An 18,969-nucleotide genomic window follows, 5' to 3' on the forward strand; every position below is an offset into this window, starting at 1 on the left:
TGTCGGGCACTGTACAAATGAATTGTCAGCATGCCGCACGAAGGGACCGATATTCGTGGCGCAGAAGGTCGTGGTCACGCTCTTTGACGACATCGACGGCTCGGAAGCGGCGGAAACGATCGCCTTCGGACTCGACGGCAAGTCGTACGAGATCGACCTGAATCAAGCCAATGCCAAGAAACTGCGTAAGGCGCTCGCGCCGTACGTGGAGGCCGGCCGCAAGCGGTCGAAGTCCGGCAGGACCTACCGGCAGACGGAGGTCGCTCCCGACCCGGCGGCCGTCCGTGCCTGGGCCCAGGCCAACAAGATGGACGTCCCCGCCCGCGGACGGATCCCCAAGAAGGTGTACGAGGCGTTCAGCGCCGCGCAGTGAGCCCCGCCCGACGACCGGTCACCGGCCCCTCGGGAGAACCGACTTGCGCTGCACCCCTCCTGGTCAGTTAGAGTCTGGAGCACGCCGAGGGGCGAGGCCGGAAAAGCCGAGGCCCACGGAGTACGTGCGGGTGTAGTTCAGTAGTAGAACATCCCCCTTCCAGGGGGAAGGCGCAGTGTGCAATTCCTGTCACCCGCTCTGCACCGCCGGTCCGAACCACTCTTGTGGATCAGGTAGGCTGGTGCTCGCGCCGATCGGTGGGAGCCGGTCGGAGGCAATGCGGACGTAGCTCAGTTGGTAGAGCGCAACCTTGCCAAGGTTGAGGTCGCGAGTTCGAGCCTCGTCGTCCGCTCAGGAGTAAGACCCCGGTCCTCAGGGACCGGGGTCTTTTTCATGCCCCGCCTCTTCTGACATTTGTCATGCCGGGCGATGACAGCGCGCACTGCTGCCGGTCCCCGTTCGCCGGGACGCTGAAGTCATGGACACGAACGAACACGAGCACGTGATTGAGGTCACCGACCTGCGGCGTGTGTACGGGGGCGGGTTCGAGGCGGTGCGCGGAATCACCTTTTCCGTGGGCCGCGGCGAGATCTTCGCGCTGCTGGGCACCAACGGCGCCGGAAAGACGTCGACCGTCGAACTGCTGGAAGGACTCGCCCGGCCCGCCGGGGGGCGGGTGCGGGTGCTCGGCCACGACCCTTACGAGGAGCGCGGCGCTGTACGGCCGCGGACCGGCGTGATGCTCCAGGAGGGCGGCTTTCCCTCGGAGCTGACCGTCGCGGAGACGGCGCGGATGTGGGCGGGGTGCACGAGCGGGGCGCGGCCGGAGGAGGAGGCGCTGGCGCTCGTCGGGCTGACGGGGCGGACCGGCGTGCGGGTCAAGCAGCTGTCCGGGGGTGAACGGCGCCGCCTGGACCTGGCGCTCGCCCTGCTCGCCAGGCCCGAGGTGCTGTTCCTGGACGAGCCCACGACCGGCCTGGACGCCGAAGGGCGCCGGGACACCTGGGAGTTGGTGCGGGCGCTCAGCGACGCGGGGACGACCGTGGTGCTCACCACGCACTACCTGGAGGAGGCGGAGGACCTCGCCGACCGGCTGGCGATCCTGCACGAGGGGCGCATCGCGGTCACCGGCACCCCGGGCGAGGTGACCGCCCGCCGGCCGTCCCGGATCTCCTTCCGGCTGCCGGCCGGCTACTTCCTCGGGGACCTGCCGCCGCTCGCGGAGCTGGGCGTGTGCGGGCACGAGGTGGACGGGAGTCTCGTACGGCTGCGGACGCGGGAGTTGCAGCGGGCGGCCACCGGGCTGCTGGTCTGGGCCGAGCGGGCGCGGGTGGAGCTGCACGGGCTCGACGTGCGGTCGGCCTCGCTGGAGGAAGCCTTCCTCGGGATCGCCCGGGAGCGGGAGGTGGCGGCATGAGTGCCCTCGTCCTCGCTCCCGTCGGACGGCGGCTGAAGGCGCTGGCCCGGGCCGAGCTGACCCTGCTCGGGCGCAACCGGGGCACGCTGGTGACGGCGCTCCTCGTGCCGCTCGCGCTGCCGTTCAGCGTGCGGCCCGCGGTCGACCGGATGGACCTGAAGGCCCAGGGACTGAGCGTCGGCACGGTGATGCTGACGGCCGCGATCGGGTTCTCCTTCCTGTTCGCCGTCTACACCTCCCTGGTGAGCGCCTACGTCGCCCGGCGCGAGGAACTGGTGCTCAAGCGGCTGCGGACCGGCGAACTCGGCGACTTCGAGATCCTCTCCGGCACCGCGCTGCCGGCCGTCTGCGTCGGGCTCGCCCAGTCACTCGTGCTCTGCGTCGGCTGCGCGGTGCTGCTCGACGCGGGGACGCCGCGGGCGCCGTACCTGACCGTCCTCGGTGTGCTGTCGGGCCTGGTGCTGTGTGCCGCGCTCGCCGCGCTCACCGCCACCGTGACCAGAACCGTGGAGAGCGCTCAAATCACCGCGTTGCCGCTGGTGTTCGTGTCGATGCTGGGCTCGGGCATGGCGATCCCGACGGAGGTGCTGCCGGACCGGCTGGCGTCCGTCTGCGAACTCCTGCCGCTCTCCCCGGCGATCCGGCTGGTCCGGGGCGGCTGGACCGGTCAGCTGAGCGGCTACGAGGTGCTGGGCGCCGTCGCGACCACGGTGGCCTGGACCGTGGTCGCGGTGTTTGCTGTACGCCGGTGGTTCCGCTGGGAACCGCGGCGCTGACGGACGGGGGGAGCGCGGTGTTCGGGCGGATCAGAGGATGGCACCAGCGGCACTGGCGGGAGCGGAGCCAGGCGGAGCGGGTCGAGCTGCAGAGCGTCGTCACCTGGTACGCCACCACGTGGTTCTTCTCGCTGTGCTGGCTGGCGCTGCCGCTGGTGGGCGGGCTGGAGCGGCGGCCCGTGCCGCTGGTCGCCGGCGGGCTGCTCCTGCTGGTGGGTGCCCTGCAGTGCGCGGAGGCCAACCGGCTCACCCGGCCGGTGCTCGACCACTACCTGGGCCGCACCGAACTCCCGCCGGCCGCACTGCGCCCCGCCGCACTCCTGCTGGGGCTCGCGCTGGGACTGACCCTGGTGCTCGCCGCCCTGCACGGCGCCGAACCGGTCGCCGTCCGGCTCGCCATCGGCGCCTCGCTGCTGCCCTACGGGCTGCTGTACGGGCTGGTGGTTCCGGTGGGCCGGTTCCTGCGACGTTTCGCCGTGCTCGCCGTGGTGCTCGTGGCCGCGTTCGGGTGGACCGAGCCGGAGGTCGCCCCCATCGTGATGGTCGGCGTGCTGACCGCCTTCGGGGCGCTCTTCTCCCTGCTCGCCTGCCGCTGCGGCGCCTGGACGCTGTCCGTGCTGTGGGAGGCGGAGCGGGCCCGCGAGGTCAAGACCCGGCTCGCCGTCGCCGAGGAACGGCTGCGGTTCGGGCGGGACCTGCACGACGTGATGGGACGCAACCTCGCCGTCATCGCGCTGAAGAGCGAGCTCGCCGTGCAGCTGGCGCGGCGCGGCCGGCCCGAGGCCGTGGACCAGATGATCGAGGTGCAGCGGATCGCGCAGGAGTCGCAGCGGGAGGTGCGCGATGTCGTACGGGGCTACCGGGAGGCCGATCTCGGGGTGGAACTCGCCGGTGCACAAGGGGTGTTGACCGCGGCCGGGATCGCGTGCGCGGTGCACGGGGAGGCCGGTGGGCTGGCTGCCGAGGTGCAGTCGGTGCTGGGATGGGTGGTGCGGGAGGCCACCACCAACGTGCTGCGCCACGGGGACGCCGCGCAATGTGACATCGCACTGACACGGGACGGGGGACGGGTGGTGCTGACCGTTGAGAACGACGGGGCCCGCGCCGCCGCGGCCGGCGGCGGGTCCGGGCTGGCCGGGCTGCGGGAGCGGCTGTCGGCGGTGGGCGGGACGCTGGAGGCGGGGCGGGCCGGCGGGAACGTCTTCCGTGTGGTGGCCGAAGTACCGGTGAGCATGAGAGAGGTCACCGCATGACCGGCGTCGTACGCCTGCTGCTCGCCGACGACGAGCACCTCATCCGGGGCGCTCTCGCCGCACTGCTCGCGCTGGAGGACGACCTGGTGATCGTCGCCGAGGCGGCGAGCGGGCCGGAGGCGCTGGCCATGGCGCGGGCGCACCGGCCGGACGTGGCCGTGCTCGATCTGCAGATGCCGGGCGCCGACGGTGTGAAGGTCGCCACATCCCTGCGGTCCGAACTGCCGGACTGCCGGGTGCTGATCGTCACCAGCCACGGGCGGCCCGGGCACCTCAAGCGGGCGCTCGCGGCGGGGGTGCGCGGGTTCGTCCCGAAGACGGTGAGCGCGCAGCGGCTCGCGGAGATCATCCGCACGGTGCACGCCGGGAACCGTTACGTCGACCCCGAGTTGGCCGCCGACGCCATCGCCTCCGGCGACTCCCCGCTGACCGCGCGGGAGGCCGAGGTGCTGGAACTCGCCGCCGACGGGGCGCCCGTCGCGGAGATCGCCGAGCGGGCCGCGCTGTCGCAGGGGACCGTACGCAACTATCTGTCGTCGGCCGTCTCGAAACTCGGGGCGGAGAACCGGCACGCGGCGGTGCGGCTCGCACGGGAGCGAGGTTGGGTATAGTTGGCGTCGCGCCACGGCGCACTGCGGACGTAGCTCAGTTGGTAGAGCGCAACCTTGCCAAGGTTGAGGTCGCGAGTTCGAGCCTCGTCGTCCGCTCCACGGAAGAAGGCCCCGGTCCTCGAGGACCGGGGCCTTCTTCGTGTCGTTTAGCTCCAGGGCGTGCCCGTCAGACGCTCGTACGCCTCCACGTACTTGGCGCGCGTCGCCTCCACGATCTCCTGGGGGAGCTCCGGCGGCGGCTGCTCGCTCCTGCGGTCCCAGCCGGAGGCCGCCGAGGTCAGCCAGTCCCGCACGAACTGCTTGTCGTACGACGGCTGCGGGCGGCCCGGCGACCACTGGTCGGCCGGCCAGAAGCGGGAGGAGTCCGGGGTGAGGACCTCGTCGGCGAGGACGAGGCTCTCGCCCTCGAAGCCGAACTCGAACTTGGTGTCCGCGAGGACGATGCCGCGGTCGCGGGCGATGTCGCGGGCCCGGGTGTAGACGGCGAGGGTCGCCTGCCGCAGCTGGGCGGCGGTGTCGGCGCCGACCTGGCGGGCGACCTCCTCGTAGGAGACGTTCTCGTCGTGCTCGCCGACCGCGGCCTTGGTGGCCGGGGTGAAGATCGGCGCGGGGAGCTCGCTGCCGTCGACCAGGCCCTCGGGCAGGGCGAGGCCGCAGACCGTGCGGGAGGCGTCGTACTCGACCAGGCCGGAGCCGGTGAGGTAGCCGCGGGCCACGCACTCGACCGGGACCATCTGGAGCGACTTGCAGACGGTGGTGCGGCCCGCCCAGTCCTCGGGGGCGCCGGCCGGCAGCTCGGTGCTCAGGACGTGGTTGGGCGCCAGGTCGGCGAGCTGGTCGAACCACCACAGGGAGAGCTGGGTGAGGATGCGGCCCTTGTCCGGGATCTCGGTGGGCAGCACCCAGTCGTACGCGGACATGCGGTCACTGGCGACCATCACGAGGTCGCCGGCCTCGTTCTGGTACAGCTCGCGCACCTTGCCGGTGTGCAGGTGCACCAGGCCCGGAACCTGAATCGGCTCGGGCTTTTCTACGAATCCGGACACGGTTCCTCCCCGTGGTTCTGTCTAGTGGCTCGATTCTCCCTTATGCCGGAGATCGGTCTGGGCGCGGGGTGGCTGGGATCGGGGCGGTGACGTGGGCCTACGGGCTCAGTCACGTTTGCAGATGCGGTCCAGCAGGTTCGCGGTGGCGCGCTGGACGCGCGCGTCGACGTGGCCCGGGCGGTCCAGGGACGGGGACCAGGCGAACGTCCCGGAGGCGAAGACCAGGGCGCCGGAGGGCGCTCGGTACAGCGACGTCTCCTGGTGGCGCGGGACGCCCTCGGCGTCCGTGTACGGCGAGTGGGCGAGCAGGATGCGCTCCTCGTGCTCGGGCAGTGGGGCGCGCGGGAAGTAACGGTCCGCCTCGCCCGCGACCAGGCCCTCGATCCGGTCGCCCTCGCGGGCGCCGGTCGCCTCCCACAGCCAGTGCCCGGCGTTGCGGACGATCAGGGGGTGCGGCTCGGGGACCCGGCCCGCGTACTGGATGCCGATCAACTGCTGCTCGGGGCGGTCGACTTCGCGCCACAGGACGGGCTTGCCGGGGCCCCTGCGCTTGCGGCAGGTCAGCAGGCGGTCGGGGACGCCGGACGGGGACGGGCCCAACTCGACCTGCCAGTACATGGCGTTGGCGGACAGGAAGACGAGCGAGGTGCCGTGTTCGCGGGCGAGCTCCACGGTGCGTCGCATGTTCACCGACCAGTACTCGTCGTGGCCGGGGAACACCAGGCCGCGGTAGCGCGTGGGGTCCACGTGACCGCCGTGCAGGTCGCGGGCGTCGGCGTAGGCGATGTCGTAGCCGTAGCGCTCGGCCCAGCGGATGAAGTCGTAGGCGTGGCCCACGTGGAGGGGGAGGCCGGCGCCGGCGTACGGGCGGTCGAAGGAGACCGTCGTCGCCGCCTCGGACTCGCCCAGGAGGCGGCCCTGCCGGTCCCAGGCGTGGTAGAGGCTCGCGCCCGTGCGGCCGTCCTCCGGGTAGAGGTTGTAGGCCTGCCAGGTGACGTCGGGCAGCAGCAGGAGCAGGTCCGCGGGGTGGTCGTCGCGGACCGTGAAGGGGATGTGGGAGCGGTAGCCGTCGGCGGTGGTCAGGACGGCGACATACGCTCCGATGCTCCAGTACGACGGGATCTGCAGCCGCCAGGACAGCCACCAGTGGTGGCAGGAGACCGTACGGTCCGCCGTGAGCGGCGGGGGCTGGACGATGCCGGACAGGCGCGGGCTGGTGGTGATCTTCGAGGCGCCGTCGCCGCCGTAGTGGCCGATGCGGTAGACGTCGACGCCGAACTCCTGCGGCGGGTCGACCGTGATGTGGAAGTCGACGGCCTCACCCGGAGCGACCGCGCCGGTGGAGATGAAGCCCTTGATCTGGCGGCGGACGTCGTCCGCGGAGCGCGGGCCGCCGCCGGCCCGCGGGGAGGGGACACGGGGGGTGTACGGGGCGTCGGGCGCGGACGGCTGGGGCGGGTCCACGTACCAGGGAACCATCTGGCCGGTGTCGTCGAAGTACGTCTCACTGCCGCGCAGCCAGGGGAGGGGGCCCTGGCCGAAGGGGTCGGTCACCGCGTGCGCGAGCGCCCCGGATTCCCAGCGACGGATCTGCTCCGGCCCCATGGTCGCTCCCCTCCCTGGATCCCCCGTGGTCGCGTGTCGTGTGCCTGTCGCGTGCGGGTCGTGTGCCGCAAGCCTTTGCCATGTGCCCGATCGGTCCAAGCACATCACATTGCGCACCCATGCGGTCACTATTCGTTGCGAATTGGCCGAAAGTGGAACGCGGCCTTCCGTTACGGTCACACCAGCCGGACGGGCTTCTCGGGCCGTATGCCGGACTCCCGCAGCCAGGACCGCAGGGGTGCCGGATCTCCGTCCTCCACGAGGCTGAGGACGCGGGAGGCCAGATCCGTGGCGCGTTCGCCGTTGACGAGGAGCGACGGGCCGTCGAGCCAGTCGAGGCCGGGGGCGGCGTCCGCGGTGTCCATGGCGGCGCAGCAGACCATCGCCGTGACGTGGTCGGTCAGCAACTCGCGGGAGCTGCGGGGTGGTTGGAGCGGGAAGAGGGGGAAGGTCCCGTCGTCCCAGATGGCGGGGGCCTCCGGCGGTTCGGCAGGGGCGGGCGTCTTCTCGCGAGCCAGCTCTGCGGTGAGGCCCGCGGCGAGGGGGGCGAAGTGGGGGTTCCTGGGCGCGGGTTCGTCTTCCTCGGGTTCGTCGTCCTTGGCTTCGCCGTCGTCCGGACTGCCGGCGGCTACAGGTTCATGCGGCGCGTGCGGGTCGCGCGGTGCGGACGGGCCCTGCGTGGACAGGTGGTCCAGGATGCGGGAGAGGGTCGGGCCGTCGGGGGTGCGGCTCACGCCCACGGTGTCCAGGACCCGGTGGAGGCGGGCGGCGTCGGTGCGCCATTTGCGGTCCACGATCTCGTCCGGGTACTCGTCCCAGTTCACCGGGGACCAGTCGGGGCCGGGGGCGGCGGGGCCGCCGTGGAAGAGGCGGGCGGCGAGGAGGGAGGCCGCCTCGTCCACCGTGCCGGGCTCCTCGAGCAGGTCGCAGGCGGGGCGCTCGCCGAGGCGGGAGGTGAAGCCCTCGGCCAGGCGGTCCCGGCGGGAGAGTTCCGTGAGCGCGGCCACGACGCCGGCGTCCAGCCGGGCGGGCCACCGGCCCATCCGCCAGGCGGGCAGCGCGACGCGGGTGAGCAGACGGTCCCAGCCCGCGTAGGCCAGCCCCACCTGTTCCTGCGCGACGATCCTGAGGCCGTAGTCCACAGCCTGGGCACGCTCGGAGGCGGCGGCCGCGACGCCCCGCTCCATCAGGGTCGCGTGCTCCTGGCAGCTGTACAGCAGCAGCCGGGCCACCCGGCCGACGCCCGCGCACACCAGGCGGGTCATGGGGCAGCGGCCGGGTGTCGAGGCGACGGCCACCGCGGCGTCCAGGCCCCGCACGAAGCGGCGGGCCGCGGCTATGTCCGGGTGCGCGGAGGGGCCCGTACCGGCGACGACCGGGGCGAGGACCGCGCGCAGCTCGCCGACGCGCATCCACCACAGGAAGGGCGAGCCGATGACCAGGACCGGGGCGGCGGTGCCGCGGCGGCGCGGGGTGTGCGCGCCCGCGAGCTCGTCGTGGCGGTTCTCGGACGGGGGCGGGCCGTGGGCCGGGTGCGTGCGGTCCTCCAGCCAGCTGTCGCAGTCCGGGGTGAGCGCTATGGCGGAGGGCGCGGGAACGTCGAGCCGGTCGGCGAGGTCGCGCACCATCCGGTACAGGTCCGGGGCGGACTCCTCGGCGATCGCGACCGTCGGGCTCACGGCCGGGCGGGCACGGGCGACGATCAGGGCTATCGCGCAGGCCGCGAGCAGCACGAGCACGGCGACGGGCGTCACCACCCAGCGGGCCACGTGCCAGGCGGGCCCCACCAGATGGCCCGTGGACGCGCCGGCCAGCAGCACCACGGCGAGAGCCGCGGGCAGCAGGGCGACGGCAAGCGCCCGGCTGCGGATGCGCAGCACGGCGAGAGCCCTGGAGCGCGCTGCCTGCGCACCCGCCTCCACACCCATTCCGCTACCGGTCACGACCGGACCTCACCCCCTCCCCCGCTGTACTGGATCCCCTGCAGTCCTGGCGTTGCTCACTCCCCCACTGTGGCACCCGCCCCTGACATCGCAATGCCGGTGGGCCAAGTGCCGGACTGCTTGCGCCGCACCATAGTTGGGGGTCCGGGCCCCGTCAGCCGGTTGGACCACCGGTCACTCGATGGAATGGCTTTGGTCAGAGGTGGGTGACGGACAGCAAAGATCAGGCCCGCGTTCTTGACTTGAATTCGAACTCGGGCCCCCGAGGACCGGGACGGCAGCAGGCCCCTGATCCCAAGACGGATCAGGGGCCTGCGCGGTTCAGCGGGCGGGGTGCCGTCAGGCGCCCGCCGCCTTCGCGGCGATGTCCGTACGGTGCTGGGATCCGTCGAGCCGGACGCGGGAGACGGCCTTGTAGGCACGGTCGCGGGCCTCGGTGAGGTCCTTGCCGGTCGCCGTGACGGACAGCACGCGGCCGCCCGCGCTGACGACCGCGTCACGGTCGCGCCTGGTGCCGGCGTGCAGCACGTACGCGTGCGGGGCGTCCTCGGCGGCCACCTCGTCGAGGCCGGTGATCGGGTCCCCGGTGCGCGGAGTGGCGGGGTAGTTGTGCGAGGCGACGACCACGGTGACCGCGGCGTCGTCGCTCCAGCGCAGGGGCTCCAGGTCGGCCAGGGTGCCGTTCGCGGCGGCGAGCAGGACGCCGGCCAGCGGGGTCTTCAGGCGGGCGAGGACCACCTGGGTCTCGGGGTCGCCGAAGCGGGCGTTGAACTCGATGACCCGTACACCGCGCGAGGTGATCGCGAGACCGGCGTAGAGCAGGCCGGAGAACGGGGTGCCCCGGCGGCGCATCTCGTCGACGGTCGGCTGCAGGACGGTCTGCAGGACCTCCTCGACCAGCTTCGGGTCGGCCCACGGAAGCGGGGAGTACGCGCCCATGCCGCCGGTGTTGGGGCCCTCGTCGCCGTCCAGGGCACGCTTGAAGTCCTGGGCGGGCTGGAGCGGGACCACGGTCTGGCCGTCGGTGATGGCGAAGAGCGAGACCTCGGGGCCGTCGAGGAACTCCTCGATGACCACGCGGTCGCAGGAGTTGGCGTGCGCCTTCGCCGCCTCGATGTCGTCGGTGACGACGACGCCCTTGCCGGCGGCGAGACCGTCGTCCTTGACCACGTAGGGGGCTCCGAAGGCGTCGAGGGCCGCGTCGACCTCGTCCGGGGTCGTGCAGACGTAGGAGCGTGCGGTGGGGACCCCCGCTCCCGCCATGACGTCCTTCGCGAAGGCCTTGGATCCCTCGATCTGCGCGGCCTCCTTGGCGGGGCCGAACACGGGGATGCCCTGCTCGCGCACGGCGTCGGCGACCCCGGCGACGAGCGGGGCCTCCGGGCCCACCACCACCAGGTCGGCGCCGAGCCCGGTGGCCAGCGCGGCGACGGCGGCGCCGTCCATGGCGTCGACCTGGTGCAGCTCGGCGAGCTCGGCGATGCCGGCGTTGCCGGGGGCGCAGTGCAGCGCGCTGACGTCGGGGTCGAGGGACAGGGAGCGGCACAGGGCGTGTTCGCGGGCGCCGTTACCGATGACGAGGACCTTCACGGGGGTCAGCCTAGCTGGCGTTCCCGCCGAGAACCGGGGGGTGGGTCGGCTGTACGTTCCTCCAAGCGGTGCCCGGCGGCGGGCACCGCTTGCCGTGCGGAGCCCCTGTGCTCGCCCTGCTCGGATCGCCCTACTCGTTCGTGAACTCCTCGACCACCGTGGCCCCCAGCTCCCGCACGATCAGCTCGTGACCGGAGAGGGCCGACTCGTTGAGGTCGGGGTCGTCGTCCTCGGGGATGTCGTCCTCGATGGAGACCGGCGGGGGTTCCGGGGCCGCCGGACGCGGGGCGGAAGCGGGCGCGGCCGGCGCCGGGGACGGTGACGCCGGTGCGGGGGAGGAGGCGGGCGACGGGGCGGCGGGGCGCTGCGCGGGCGCACCGCCGTAGCCACCTGACGTGCCGCCGTCGTAGCCGCCGTTGGCAGGGGCGGACGGCGCGGGGACGGAGCCGCCGGACGGGTCGACGAGGGCCTCGATCTTCCACTGCACGTTGAACTGCTCGGACAGGCACTGGCGCAGTACGTCCTCGCTGCCGCTGCTCGCGAAGTTGTCGCGGGCACCGGCGTTGACGAAGGCGAGCTGGAGGGTCGTGCCGTCGAAGCCGGCCACCTGGGCGTTCTGGCTGAGCAGGATCCAGGTGAAGCGGCGGCGGTTCTTGACCGCCTCCAGGATGTTCGGCCAGAGCATGCGGGGGTCCAGGCCGCCGCTCGGAGGCGGGGCGGACGCGGGCGCGGGCGCCGCCGCCCGGGGGGCGGGCGTCGCGGGCGCGGGCGCGGCGGCAGCGGGCCGGGCGGTGCCCGCGGGGGCCGCCGTGGGCCAGCCGCCGGGACGCCGGCCGCCGCCGGCCGGGGCGGCGGTGGGCCAGGCGCCGGGGGCGGACGGCGCGGGTGCGGGCGCGGAGGACGGCGGGGAGGCAGGCGGGGCCGCGGGCGCGGGCGCCGTCACCGGCGGAGCGGCGGGCTCGGCGGGTGCGGGGGCGGATGCGGCGGGTGCGGTGGCCGCGGGCGGTTCGCCGGTCCGCGTGGCCGTGCCGGGGGCGGGTGCGGCGGGCATCGGCGGACCGCCGGCCGGTGCCCCCGCGGTCCGTACCGCCGCGCGGGCCGCGGCGGGCCCGCCGCCCGGCGGGACCGGCTCGGCGGCCGGGCCGGGAGCGGGCACCGCCGCCCCGTGACCCTCGGGTCCGGGCACGTATCCCATCGCGGGCGCGGCGGCGCCGGAGAAGTTCACGCCCCGCTCCAGGCGGTCGAGGCGGGCCATCACGGCACGCTCGTCGCCGTAGGCGGCGGGCAGCAGGACGCGGGCGCAGATCAGCTCGAGCTGGAGGCGGGGCGAGTTGGCGCCGCGCATCTCGGTCAGGCCCTCGTTGACCAGGTCGGCGGCGCGGCTGAGCTCGGCGGCACCGAAGGTGCCCGCCTGGGCCTGCATGCGCTCGATGACGTCGGCGGGGGCGTCGATGAGCCCCTTCTCCGCGGCGTCCGGCACGGCGGCGAGGATCACCAGGTCACGCAGCCGCTCCAACAGGTCGGTGACGAAGCGGCGCGGGTCGTTGCCGCCCTCGATGATGCGGTCGACGACCTCGAAGGCGGCGGCGCCGTCCCCGGTCGCGAAGGCCTCGACGACGGAGTCGAGCAGCGAGCCGTCGGTGTAGCCGAGGAGGGAGGTGGCCATGGCATACGTCACACCGGCCTCCCCCGCGCCGGCGAGCAGCTGGTCCATGACGGACATGGAGTCACGCACGGAGCCCGCGCCGGCGCGGACGACGAGGGGCAGCACACCGTCCTCGACCGGGATGTCCTCCCGCCCGCACACCTCTCCCAGGTAGTCCCGCAGGGTCCCGGGCGGGACCAGCCGGAACGGGTAGTGGTGCGTACGCGATCGGATCGTCCCGATGACCTTCTCGGGCTCGGTGGTCGCGAAGATGAACTTGAGGTGCTCCGGCGGCTCCTCGACGACCTTCAGCAGCGCGTTGAAGCCGGCCGACGTGACCATGTGGGCCTCGTCGATGATGTAGATCTTGTAGCGGCTGGCGGCGGGGCCGAAGAAGGCCTTCTCGCGCAGCTCACGGGCGTCGTCCACACCGCCGTGCGAGGCCGCGTCGATCTCGATGACGTCGATGGAACCCGGCCCGTTCCTGGCCAGGTCCTGGCAGGACCGGCACTCGCCGCAGGGGGTCGGCGTCGGGCCCTTCTCGCAGTTCAGGCAGCGCGCCAGGATCCGGGCAGAGGTCGTCTTGCCGCAGCCGCGCGGACCGCTGAACAGGTACGCGTGGTTGACCCGGTTGTTCCGCAGCGCCTGCTGCAGCGGGTCGGTTACATGCTCCTGCCCGATGACCTCGGCGAACGACTCCGGGCGATAGCGGCGGTACAACGCGAGAGACGACACGCATACGAGGTTATAGGCGCGCACTGACATCCAGCCCCGGCCGAACCTGCCCCGGGAACGCAGACGCCCCCCACGCACCCGCCAGAGCCGACCTACCCTTGCTGCCTTCCGGCCCTGGGGGAGTTCAGTCAGATAGCGCCGCGTGAGGGGCTCCGCACAGAGTACCTGATCGCGGCAGGTCGGAACGAGTTCGCTAGCACTCCTCTCGGTCATGTAATGTTTCCGGCGGAGGATTCGCCTAGAGGCCTAGGGCGCACGCTTGGAAAGCGTGTTGGGGGCAACCCCTCACGAGTTCGAATCTCGTATCCTCCGCCAGTGCCTCACCGGGCACGATGTCGAAGGGCCCCACCGTTCGCGGTGGGGCCCTTCGTCGTGCGTGGTCTCAGTTTTGGTCTCATTCGACGCCGGACGGCCCCCACAGCTTCTCGCCGACCTGATCCGCGACCTTCCGGAGCATGAGCCCTGTCACATGCATGTAGCGCGCCCGCATCCGTGCGGCGCCGCCCGGCTCCCATCCCATGATCGCGTCCACGATGACGTCCGGGACGCCGAGCACGAGAAGCACCGTGGCCGCAGTGTGGCGAGCGTCATGCAGGCGCCCATCCCGCACACCCGCGTCCCGGAGAAGCCTCTTCCACACGTGATAGTCGGTGTTCGGGCTCAGCGGGCCACCGGTCGGCGAGGTGAAGACGTAGCCCTTGTCTTCCCAGTCGGCTCCGGCCACCGCCCGTTCCCGGTCCTGCTCGTCCTTGTGTTTGCGGAGCAGCTTGATCAGCGGGTCCGGCAGGCCGACCGTCCGGCGGCCGGAGCGTGACTTGGTGCTCTTGTGCTCGCGCCGGATCTGCTTGCGCTGGGGGCAGTACCCCGGCTTCCTGCCGCACGAGTCGTTCTCACAGCCATGCCGGTATCGCGGCCGAAGCCGGTTTCGCCGGATGCGCAGGTACCCGGCGTCCAGGTCCATGTCATCCCACTGGAGCGCGAGTGCTTCCCCCTGCCGGAGGCCGAGCGCGAGGGCCACGACCCAGCGTGCGCTGTTGCGGAGCTTGGAAGCCTCCAGGAGCAGGCTCTGTACCTCCTCGATGGTGTACGGCTCGACCTCCTGCTCCTCAATTCGGGGAGCCCGGGCGATCTCGGCGACGTTGCGGGAGACGTGCCCGCGCCGCCTGGCCTCGGCAAGCGCCACCCGCACAGTGCGGTGCACGTGATGGGCCGTGCCTGCCTTGCTGCCCTCCTGCTGCATCCTGGCGTAGAAAGCCTCCAGGTGCTCCGGCTCCAGGCGGTCGAGGCGGTGAGCGCCGATGCCCGGGACGAGGTGCACTCGGACGTCCACCTCGTATCCCGCGTACGTGTTCTCAGCGGCGTACTTCTTGGCGATCTCGTACACCCAGTGCTCCAGCCAGCTCCTGAGAGTCCAGCTCTCCCCGGGCTTGGGAAGGTTTCCCGCGTCCCGCTTCCGCTCGATCTCACGAACGGCTTTGACGACTTCAGCCTTGGTCTTGCGGCCGACATGCCGCCTGTCTGGCGTGCCATCTGGCCGGACGCCAACGGTTACGCGGCCGTGCCAGCGGCCATCTGCCCCCTTGTAGATCGAGGCAGCCCCGTTCGGCTCACGGCTTCGCTTTGCCATCACGCATCCCCCATCGGGGAAGCGGACCCGCCGCGCAAGCGGGCCACGTAGGTGGCGAGAGCGTCGACGGGGACGCGCCTCAGTGTGCCGATCTTGATCGACTCCAGTTCGGCCGAGGCAATGAGCCCGAAGCACGTTGTCCGGCCGATACGCAGACGGCGGGCCGCTTCCTCGACTGTGAGGAGAAGGAGCGTCGGGTCATCGGTCGGCGGGGCGAGTACGGCTCCAGCTATGGTCACTTCTCCTCCTCAGGATTCAGACCGAGCAAGATCAAAACGTCACGGGCCGGCACGAGCTTGGAGCCGCCACAGACGGGGCACGGGAAGCGCGGTTCAGTCGAGTGGCGGCCATCGCCGCCGCACTCCAGACAAGCCGTCCACTCGTTGGCCACGAAGGCCGCCCAGCAAGCGGCACAGTCCGCACAAGGCAGTTCGCGGCACACCGGGCAGTCCGATCCCTGCACCCGGTAAAGGCGTTCACGCATGGTCGGCTCCCCCTAGGCTGGCCAGTTCCTCGCGGGCGGTTTCACGGTTGAGCTGGAGGTCGCGGGCGATCGAAGCGGCGAGGGCGGATTCGCCGGGGGTGTGACCGTGTCCGGCGTACTGCCAGTCGGCGAGGACGAGGACGGTGTCCGGCTCGACGTCGTCGAGGCCGAGGGATTCGCGTTCCTGGGCGGCGCGGTAGTCGGCGCGTGCCCGGCGGAGCTCCCCGAGGGTGGTGGAGTAGCGGCGGGACTTGGAGGAGAAGTGGCCGCGGAAGCCGAGCATGTGCGCCCAGGCCCACAGCCGCCGGTCCGGGTACAGCCTGTCGAGATCGCGGCATGCGGTGATCAGACGGCGGGCGTGGTCGGGGACGCCGTGACGGTCGAGTTCGGCGAGTTCACCGATGCGGCGGTCAAGCGTGCCGGTGTTCTCCGCCGCTTTGGTGGCGTACTTGGCGACGTAGGAGGCGACCGCCTGCTCGGTCAGGTCGGAGCCATCCCCGAATGCCTTCACGGGGCGCACGTCGAGCTGCTTGCCCCAGCGGAAGGTCCGGGCCGGTTGGTCGGCGGAGGCCGGGACGCTGACGCTGGTGTACGAGTGCGCGGTGGCGGCGCGGATGGCGTCGGTGAGTAGGCCGGTACTGGCCCAAGAGGGCGGCGCGGAGTCCGGGCCGTCCGGACCGTCGAGACGGATCACCGCGTGGAAGTGGACGGCGCCGCGCTTCTGGAACTCGGCGACCTTGCCGTAGGAGACGCGGCAGAGTTCTTTCAGTTCTCGTTGGGCGAGTCCGGCGCGGGCGGCGATCTCGCGGCGGAGCCGGTTGGCGAAGCGCACCCACAGCTCGCCCGCGTGGTTGTTGAACAGCACGGCGCCCGCGTAGTCGTAGGTCGCCGTGTCGAGCGCGGTGCCGAGGTCGGGATCGTCCTCGTGGTGGCGTGCCCCACAGCGGCAGGCGCCACGGTCGGGCCGGTTGTGGACCGGGCCGAACGACGGGGCCGTGAAGGTGGCGAACACCCGGGGGTGATCCCGGACGGTGGCCGGGATGCCCTTGCCCTCGTCTCCGGCAAGTCCAGCGCGCATCAGGTGGTAGGTGTCTCCGGCGTAGGTCCAGGCGCAGGCCGGGCAGCGGGAGGCTCGTCGGTTGCCGCAGGCGACCCGGAGACGTCCGCCAGGCTCACCGTCGGTGCTGTAGTGGTGCAGCAGTTCCCCGGTGGTCTTGTCCTTGCGCAGGACCCAGCCGGTCAGGTGGATGGGGTCGGCGCAGCCCCCGGTGCGGCGGATCTGGTCCTGCCAGCGGTCGAAGCCGTCAGACCCGGCCACCCGCAGCGCGTCGCCGAGGGTGATCGGGTTCAGGCCCGCGAAGGTCGCGGTGTCGGTCATGCGCGGCCCCCGGTGAGCTGAACGATGGGGGCGAGAACGGTGCCGTGACCGTCGCAGACCGGGCAGTCGACGGTGAGCGTGTGCAGGTGTCCGCAGGCGTCACGGCCGCCGGACGATATCGCGGCGGAGGCGAAGCCGTCGCAGTTTGGGCAGATCCGCACGCTGATGGTGGTGGCCGGGGTCGGGCCGGTCATGATGGAGGTTCCTTCCGGTTGAAAGATCGGGGAGGGACGGCGCCCGGAGCGGACGAGACTTGGCGGTTGACGCCGCTCCGGGGGCCGGTCAGCGTCGCTTGGCCTCGGAGGCCAGCAGGGAGCGCAGGACGACCGCGACCACGGCCACGGACATGCCGGTGATGGCGACCGCGAGAAGCAGCGAGACGAGTACGGCGCCGACGACCAGGACCACGGCCGTGCCGCCACCGACGAGGGCGAGCACGGTGCCGGGGGTTAGCCGCACGACGGGCCGGGACGGCGCCGCGGGCATCCGGGCGGGCGGCGGGGGCGAGGTCGGCGTGCCGGGGGCGATGGCGGTCGGCTCGACGACGGCGGGCGGGGAGACGACGCCGGTGGGCGCGGGCATGCTCGGGATCTTCGGGCGGAACATCGTTGAACTCCCTTCCAGAGTCAGCTACTTGACGAACGGGTTGAGGAGCGGGGCAAGCAGGCTGTCGGCGAGGAGGTAGCCGCCGATCAGCAGGACGACGACCAGCCACAAGGGCGGGCGGAGGGTCTTAACGCCGACCACGGCCAGGCAGGCGATGAAGAACCACAGCGGCACCGACATCGCGCTACCGTCCCCGGTTCTCGTACTTGCTCTTGATCTGGCAGCGGTGGCCCTTGGCCGCCATACAGGCGGGGCCGTAGTTGGCGTATTCGGCGGACCAGCCGCACTGATCGGCGGTGCAGGAGGCGATGTAGCCCTTCTCGCCGTTCCTGGTGAGGGCGCGGCCGATCTCGACGGGGCCGTAGCGCTGGAGGCGTTCGAAGAGGAAGAAGCGGTGTCCCATGGCGTGAAGTCCCTTCTGTGTTAGGCGAGTTGGGTTGCGATGGCATCGGCCATGGCGGGCGGGACGCCGAGGCGAGCGCGCAGCGCGTCGGGGGCGATATCCGTTCCGGTGCGGGCGCGGTGTTCGTCGGCGACCTTGCGGGCGTGAGCGATCAAGGCAGGCGGTACAGCCGGAGCGGGGTCGGCACCCGGAAGAGCCGAGGGCTCATCAGCAACCGGGACCGGTCGCGGAATGGGCGCGGATTCAGGCTCGGTATCTGGTGCGGAGACCGGGCCTGCGGACGTCGGCGGTACCGGCACCCGTTCCGCGGCCGGTGTCGGCGAGTGGGCGAGGAGTGTGCCGCCGAGGAAGGCGAGGGCTGGCCATCCAGCGACGCCGAGGCGGAGCAGGGCGGGTGGGTTAGCCAGATCGAGAAATCCTGCGGTGACGATGTTGGCGCCGAGGGATGCGATCAGCGCGACCAGGAACCACCACCAGGCCAGCCGGGACGGGCCGTCGGAGCGCAACCTTCGCCAGGCGGCGACCAGCAGCAGGTCAACTGAGACCGGGTAGGCCCAGGCCTTCCAGCCGGACTGCCCGGAGGCGGCGGCAAGGTCGTGCAGGTGGGCGAAGGACAGGGCTCCGGCGATCACGGCCTGTACGAGCACGGCATCGAGGCGGAGGCGTCCAGAGGGCCGGGTCATGCCTGCCTCCGGGGTGTCCGGCCCAGCGCACGGGCCACGGCCTCGCAGTCGGCTGGGGTGTAGGCGGTTCGAACGCCGGAGATGGACAGTCCGGCCGCTTCAGCCAGCGAGGCCAGCGTGTACGGGCGAGGGCTGGTGAACTCCCGCGCGTAGGCCAGGCGGGCGCGGATGTGCCGGTCGATCCGTTCCCGCTGATCTCGCAGAGCGGCGAGCTGACGCAGGAAGTCATCTGCGGTGAGATCGTCCAGGGTCGTCAGCGGCTTAGACATGGTGAGCGTCTCCTTTCTCATGATCGGGCCGGGGCGGGGCGGCGATCAGGTGTCCGGCCCCGGCCCGACGGGTTCAGTCGGTGACGGCGTGGCCAGTGCCGAGGCAGGACAGGCACAGGCCGGTCTGCCGGTGGCCGGTGATCCGGCCTTTGCGGGCGCCGACCTTGACGGCTTCAGTGATCTCGCCGTAGCCGTCGCAGTCCGGGCACTTCACCGGCTCTGGCTTCGGCGGGGCCGTCTTGCGGCGGGTGGCGGTCTTCTTCGCGACGGTCACAGCGCCCACCCCTCACCCGGGTACTCCGGGCCGTCAGTGGGGTCGTAGCCGGGCGGGAGCAGCCCCGGCGGAGGCTCCGGCAGCGATGCCGCCAGGCACGGGCCGACCGTGTCGACGAAGTCCTGATCGGCGCCGAACATGTCTGCGTAGAGGGCGAGTTGGCCGAGCATCACCACGGTGCGGGCGAAGTCCTCGCATTGGGGGCACATGGCGGGTGATCTCCTTTCGGGCATGGCTCGGGTAGGGACCTG

The 18,969-nt window shown here is 72.1% G+C and carries 21 protein-coding genes, 4 tRNA genes and 1 other RNA gene; 9 read left to right on the top strand and 17 right to left on the bottom strand.

Annotated elements, in window-relative coordinates; translation table 11 throughout:
• Positions 1 to 55 precede the first annotated feature (55 nt).
• The 8 genes from ACIBN2_RS42050 to ACIBN2_RS42085 all read left to right on the top strand — a co-directional run bounded on the left by ACIBN2_RS42050 (position 56) and on the right by ACIBN2_RS42085 (position 4,529).
• The gene (locus ACIBN2_RS42050; RefSeq protein ID WP_099929933.1) at positions 56 to 373 is read left to right on the top strand and encodes an Lsr2 family protein; all 318 of its coding nucleotides are present in this window, start codon (positions 56 to 58) and stop codon (positions 371 to 373) included.
• A 126-nt stretch (positions 374 to 499) separates the two neighbouring features.
• Positions 500 to 571, top strand: a tRNA-Gly gene (locus ACIBN2_RS42055).
• Positions 572 to 652: 81 nt separating this feature from the next.
• Positions 653 to 725: transfer RNA gene (locus ACIBN2_RS42060), tRNA-Gly, on the top strand.
• Positions 726 to 851: 126 nt separating this feature from the next.
• The gene (locus tag ACIBN2_RS42065) at positions 852 to 1,790 is read left to right on the top strand and encodes an ABC transporter ATP-binding protein (protein ID WP_399142830.1); all 939 of its coding nucleotides are present in this window, start codon (positions 852 to 854) and stop codon (positions 1,788 to 1,790) included.
• Positions 1,787 to 2,566 carry an ABC transporter permease gene (locus tag ACIBN2_RS42070; RefSeq protein ID WP_399142832.1) on the top strand — a complete coding sequence of 260 codons (780 nt, stop codon included), beginning with the start codon at positions 1,787 to 1,789 and terminating at the stop codon, positions 2,564 to 2,566. The genes ACIBN2_RS42065 and ACIBN2_RS42070 overlap by 4 nt, the downstream gene beginning before the upstream one ends.
• Positions 2,548 to 3,819, top strand: a complete 1,272-nt coding sequence (locus tag ACIBN2_RS42075) for a sensor histidine kinase (protein WP_399143032.1) — start codon at positions 2,548 to 2,550, stop codon at positions 3,817 to 3,819. The genes ACIBN2_RS42070 and ACIBN2_RS42075 overlap by 19 nt, the downstream gene beginning before the upstream one ends.
• Positions 3,816 to 4,430, top strand: a complete 615-nt coding sequence (locus tag ACIBN2_RS42080; protein ID WP_399142834.1) for a response regulator — start codon at positions 3,816 to 3,818, stop codon at positions 4,428 to 4,430. The genes ACIBN2_RS42075 and ACIBN2_RS42080 overlap by 4 nt, the downstream gene beginning before the upstream one ends.
• Before the next feature lie 23 nt (positions 4,431 to 4,453).
• Positions 4,454 to 4,529, top strand: a tRNA-Gly gene (locus ACIBN2_RS42085).
• A gap of 47 nt (positions 4,530 to 4,576) precedes the next feature.
• On the opposite strand, the gene ACIBN2_RS42090 is transcribed toward ACIBN2_RS42085, so the two are convergent.
• From ACIBN2_RS42090 to ffs, 6 genes are all read right to left on the bottom strand, one after another.
• Entirely contained in the window at positions 4,577 to 5,476 is a 900-nt protein-coding gene (locus tag ACIBN2_RS42090; RefSeq protein ID WP_399142836.1) for a phosphoribosylaminoimidazolesuccinocarboxamide synthase, read from the bottom strand.
• A gap of 105 nt (positions 5,477 to 5,581) precedes the next feature.
• Positions 5,582 to 7,081: a N,N-dimethylformamidase beta subunit family domain-containing protein gene (locus ACIBN2_RS42095; RefSeq protein ID WP_399142838.1), complete on the bottom strand. Its 1,500-nt coding sequence runs from the start codon at positions 7,079 to 7,081 to the stop codon at positions 5,582 to 5,584.
• Between the two features lie 176 nt (positions 7,082 to 7,257).
• Entirely contained in the window at positions 7,258 to 9,009 is a 1,752-nt protein-coding gene (locus ACIBN2_RS42100; protein WP_399143034.1) for a hypothetical protein, read from the bottom strand.
• Between the two features lie 354 nt (positions 9,010 to 9,363).
• A complete protein-coding gene (gene purD / locus ACIBN2_RS42105; RefSeq protein ID WP_399142840.1) occupies positions 9,364 to 10,614 on the bottom strand; it encodes a phosphoribosylamine--glycine ligase in 1,251 nt (416 codons plus the stop codon).
• A 130-nt stretch (positions 10,615 to 10,744) separates the two neighbouring features.
• A complete protein-coding gene (locus ACIBN2_RS42110; protein WP_399142842.1) occupies positions 10,745 to 12,994 on the bottom strand; it encodes a DNA polymerase III subunit gamma and tau in 2,250 nt (749 codons plus the stop codon).
• Between the two features lie 59 nt (positions 12,995 to 13,053).
• An RNA gene (gene ffs / locus ACIBN2_RS42115) (signal recognition particle sRNA small type) lies at positions 13,054 to 13,148 on the bottom strand.
• 73 nt (positions 13,149 to 13,221) lie between these two features.
• Between ffs and ACIBN2_RS42120 the strand changes: the two genes are divergently transcribed.
• A tRNA-Ser gene (locus ACIBN2_RS42120) sits at positions 13,222 to 13,309 on the top strand.
• Positions 13,310 to 13,388: 79 nt separating this feature from the next.
• Here the strand turns inward: ACIBN2_RS42120 and ACIBN2_RS42125 are convergent.
• The 11 genes from ACIBN2_RS42125 to ACIBN2_RS42175 form a co-directional block, all read right to left on the bottom strand.
• Positions 13,389 to 14,621, bottom strand: a complete 1,233-nt coding sequence (locus ACIBN2_RS42125) for a tyrosine-type recombinase/integrase (RefSeq protein ID WP_399142844.1) — start codon at positions 14,619 to 14,621, stop codon at positions 13,389 to 13,391.
• Positions 14,621 to 14,860, bottom strand: a complete 240-nt coding sequence (locus tag ACIBN2_RS42130) for an excisionase family DNA-binding protein (RefSeq protein ID WP_399142846.1) — start codon at positions 14,858 to 14,860, stop codon at positions 14,621 to 14,623. Before ACIBN2_RS42130 ends, ACIBN2_RS42125 begins: the two co-directional genes overlap by 1 nt.
• Before the next feature lie 237 nt (positions 14,861 to 15,097).
• Positions 15,098 to 16,483: a replication initiator protein RepSA gene (repSA, locus tag ACIBN2_RS42135; RefSeq protein WP_399142848.1), complete on the bottom strand. Its 1,386-nt coding sequence runs from the start codon at positions 16,481 to 16,483 to the stop codon at positions 15,098 to 15,100.
• Positions 16,480 to 16,677, bottom strand: coding sequence for a hypothetical protein (locus ACIBN2_RS42140; RefSeq protein ID WP_399142850.1), 198 nt, complete (start codon positions 16,675 to 16,677; stop codon positions 16,480 to 16,482). Before ACIBN2_RS42140 ends, repSA begins: the two co-directional genes overlap by 4 nt.
• Before the next feature lie 88 nt (positions 16,678 to 16,765).
• Positions 16,766 to 17,089, bottom strand: coding sequence for a SpdD-like protein (locus tag ACIBN2_RS42145; protein WP_399142852.1), 324 nt, complete (start codon positions 17,087 to 17,089; stop codon positions 16,766 to 16,768).
• Between the two features lie 24 nt (positions 17,090 to 17,113).
• Positions 17,114 to 17,269: a hypothetical protein gene (locus ACIBN2_RS42150; RefSeq protein ID WP_399142853.1), complete on the bottom strand. Its 156-nt coding sequence runs from the start codon at positions 17,267 to 17,269 to the stop codon at positions 17,114 to 17,116.
• 4 nt (positions 17,270 to 17,273) lie between these two features.
• Positions 17,274 to 17,492 carry a mobile element transfer protein gene (locus tag ACIBN2_RS42155; protein WP_399142855.1) on the bottom strand — a complete coding sequence of 73 codons (219 nt, stop codon included), beginning with the start codon at positions 17,490 to 17,492 and terminating at the stop codon, positions 17,274 to 17,276.
• Between the two features lie 20 nt (positions 17,493 to 17,512).
• On the bottom strand, positions 17,513 to 18,175 hold the full coding sequence (locus ACIBN2_RS42160) for a DUF2637 domain-containing protein (RefSeq protein ID WP_399142857.1): 663 nt from the start codon (positions 18,173 to 18,175) through the stop codon (positions 17,513 to 17,515).
• Positions 18,172 to 18,444 (bottom strand): hypothetical protein, encoded by a 273-nt coding sequence (locus tag ACIBN2_RS42165; RefSeq protein WP_399142859.1) that lies wholly within the window; start codon positions 18,442 to 18,444, stop codon positions 18,172 to 18,174. Before ACIBN2_RS42165 ends, ACIBN2_RS42160 begins: the two co-directional genes overlap by 4 nt.
• A 73-nt stretch (positions 18,445 to 18,517) precedes the next feature.
• A complete protein-coding gene (locus tag ACIBN2_RS42170) occupies positions 18,518 to 18,718 on the bottom strand; it encodes a hypothetical protein (RefSeq protein ID WP_399142861.1) in 201 nt (66 codons plus the stop codon).
• Positions 18,715 to 18,927 carry a hypothetical protein gene (locus ACIBN2_RS42175; protein ID WP_399142862.1) on the bottom strand — a complete coding sequence of 71 codons (213 nt, stop codon included), beginning with the start codon at positions 18,925 to 18,927 and terminating at the stop codon, positions 18,715 to 18,717. Before ACIBN2_RS42175 ends, ACIBN2_RS42170 begins: the two co-directional genes overlap by 4 nt.
• Positions 18,928 to 18,969: the final 42 nt, after the last annotated feature.

This window comes from Streptomyces sp. NPDC050534 (assembly GCF_044457745.1).
In the GTDB taxonomy this organism is placed as follows: domain Bacteria; phylum Actinomycetota; class Actinomycetes; order Streptomycetales; family Streptomycetaceae; genus Streptomyces.

Excerpts from the sequence above, each read along its gene's own strand:
- ACIBN2_RS42145 (WP_399142852.1), bottom strand. The coding sequence starts at position 17,089 with ATGTTCCGCCCGAAGATCCCGAGCATGCCCGCGCCCACCGGCGTCGTC.
- ACIBN2_RS42175 (WP_399142862.1), bottom strand. The coding sequence starts at position 18,927 with ATGTGCCCCCAATGCGAGGACTTCGCCCGCACCGTGGTGATGCTCGGC.
- ACIBN2_RS42160 (WP_399142857.1), bottom strand. The coding sequence starts at position 18,175 with ATGACCCGGCCCTCTGGACGCCTCCGCCTCGATGCCGTGCTCGTACAG.
- ACIBN2_RS42080 (WP_399142834.1), top strand. The coding sequence starts at position 3,816 with ATGACCGGCGTCGTACGCCTGCTGCTCGCCGACGACGAGCACCTCATC.
- ACIBN2_RS42095 (WP_399142838.1), bottom strand. The coding sequence starts at position 7,081 with ATGGGGCCGGAGCAGATCCGTCGCTGGGAATCCGGGGCGCTCGCGCAC.
- repSA (WP_399142848.1), bottom strand. The coding sequence starts at position 16,483 with ATGACCGACACCGCGACCTTCGCGGGCCTGAACCCGATCACCCTCGGC.
- ACIBN2_RS42150 (WP_399142853.1), bottom strand. The coding sequence starts at position 17,269 with ATGTCGGTGCCGCTGTGGTTCTTCATCGCCTGCCTGGCCGTGGTCGGC.
- ACIBN2_RS42070 (WP_399142832.1), top strand. The coding sequence starts at position 1,787 with ATGAGTGCCCTCGTCCTCGCTCCCGTCGGACGGCGGCTGAAGGCGCTG.
- ACIBN2_RS42100 (WP_399143034.1), bottom strand. The coding sequence starts at position 9,009 with ATGGGTGTGGAGGCGGGTGCGCAGGCAGCGCGCTCCAGGGCTCTCGCC.
- ACIBN2_RS42125 (WP_399142844.1), bottom strand. The coding sequence starts at position 14,621 with ATGGCAAAGCGAAGCCGTGAGCCGAACGGGGCTGCCTCGATCTACAAG.
- ACIBN2_RS42165 (WP_399142859.1), bottom strand. The coding sequence starts at position 18,444 with ATGTCTAAGCCGCTGACGACCCTGGACGATCTCACCGCAGATGACTTC.
- ACIBN2_RS42065 (WP_399142830.1), top strand. The coding sequence starts at position 852 with ATGGACACGAACGAACACGAGCACGTGATTGAGGTCACCGACCTGCGG.
- ACIBN2_RS42155 (WP_399142855.1), bottom strand. The coding sequence starts at position 17,492 with ATGGGACACCGCTTCTTCCTCTTCGAACGCCTCCAGCGCTACGGCCCC.
- ACIBN2_RS42140 (WP_399142850.1), bottom strand. The coding sequence starts at position 16,677 with ATGACCGGCCCGACCCCGGCCACCACCATCAGCGTGCGGATCTGCCCA.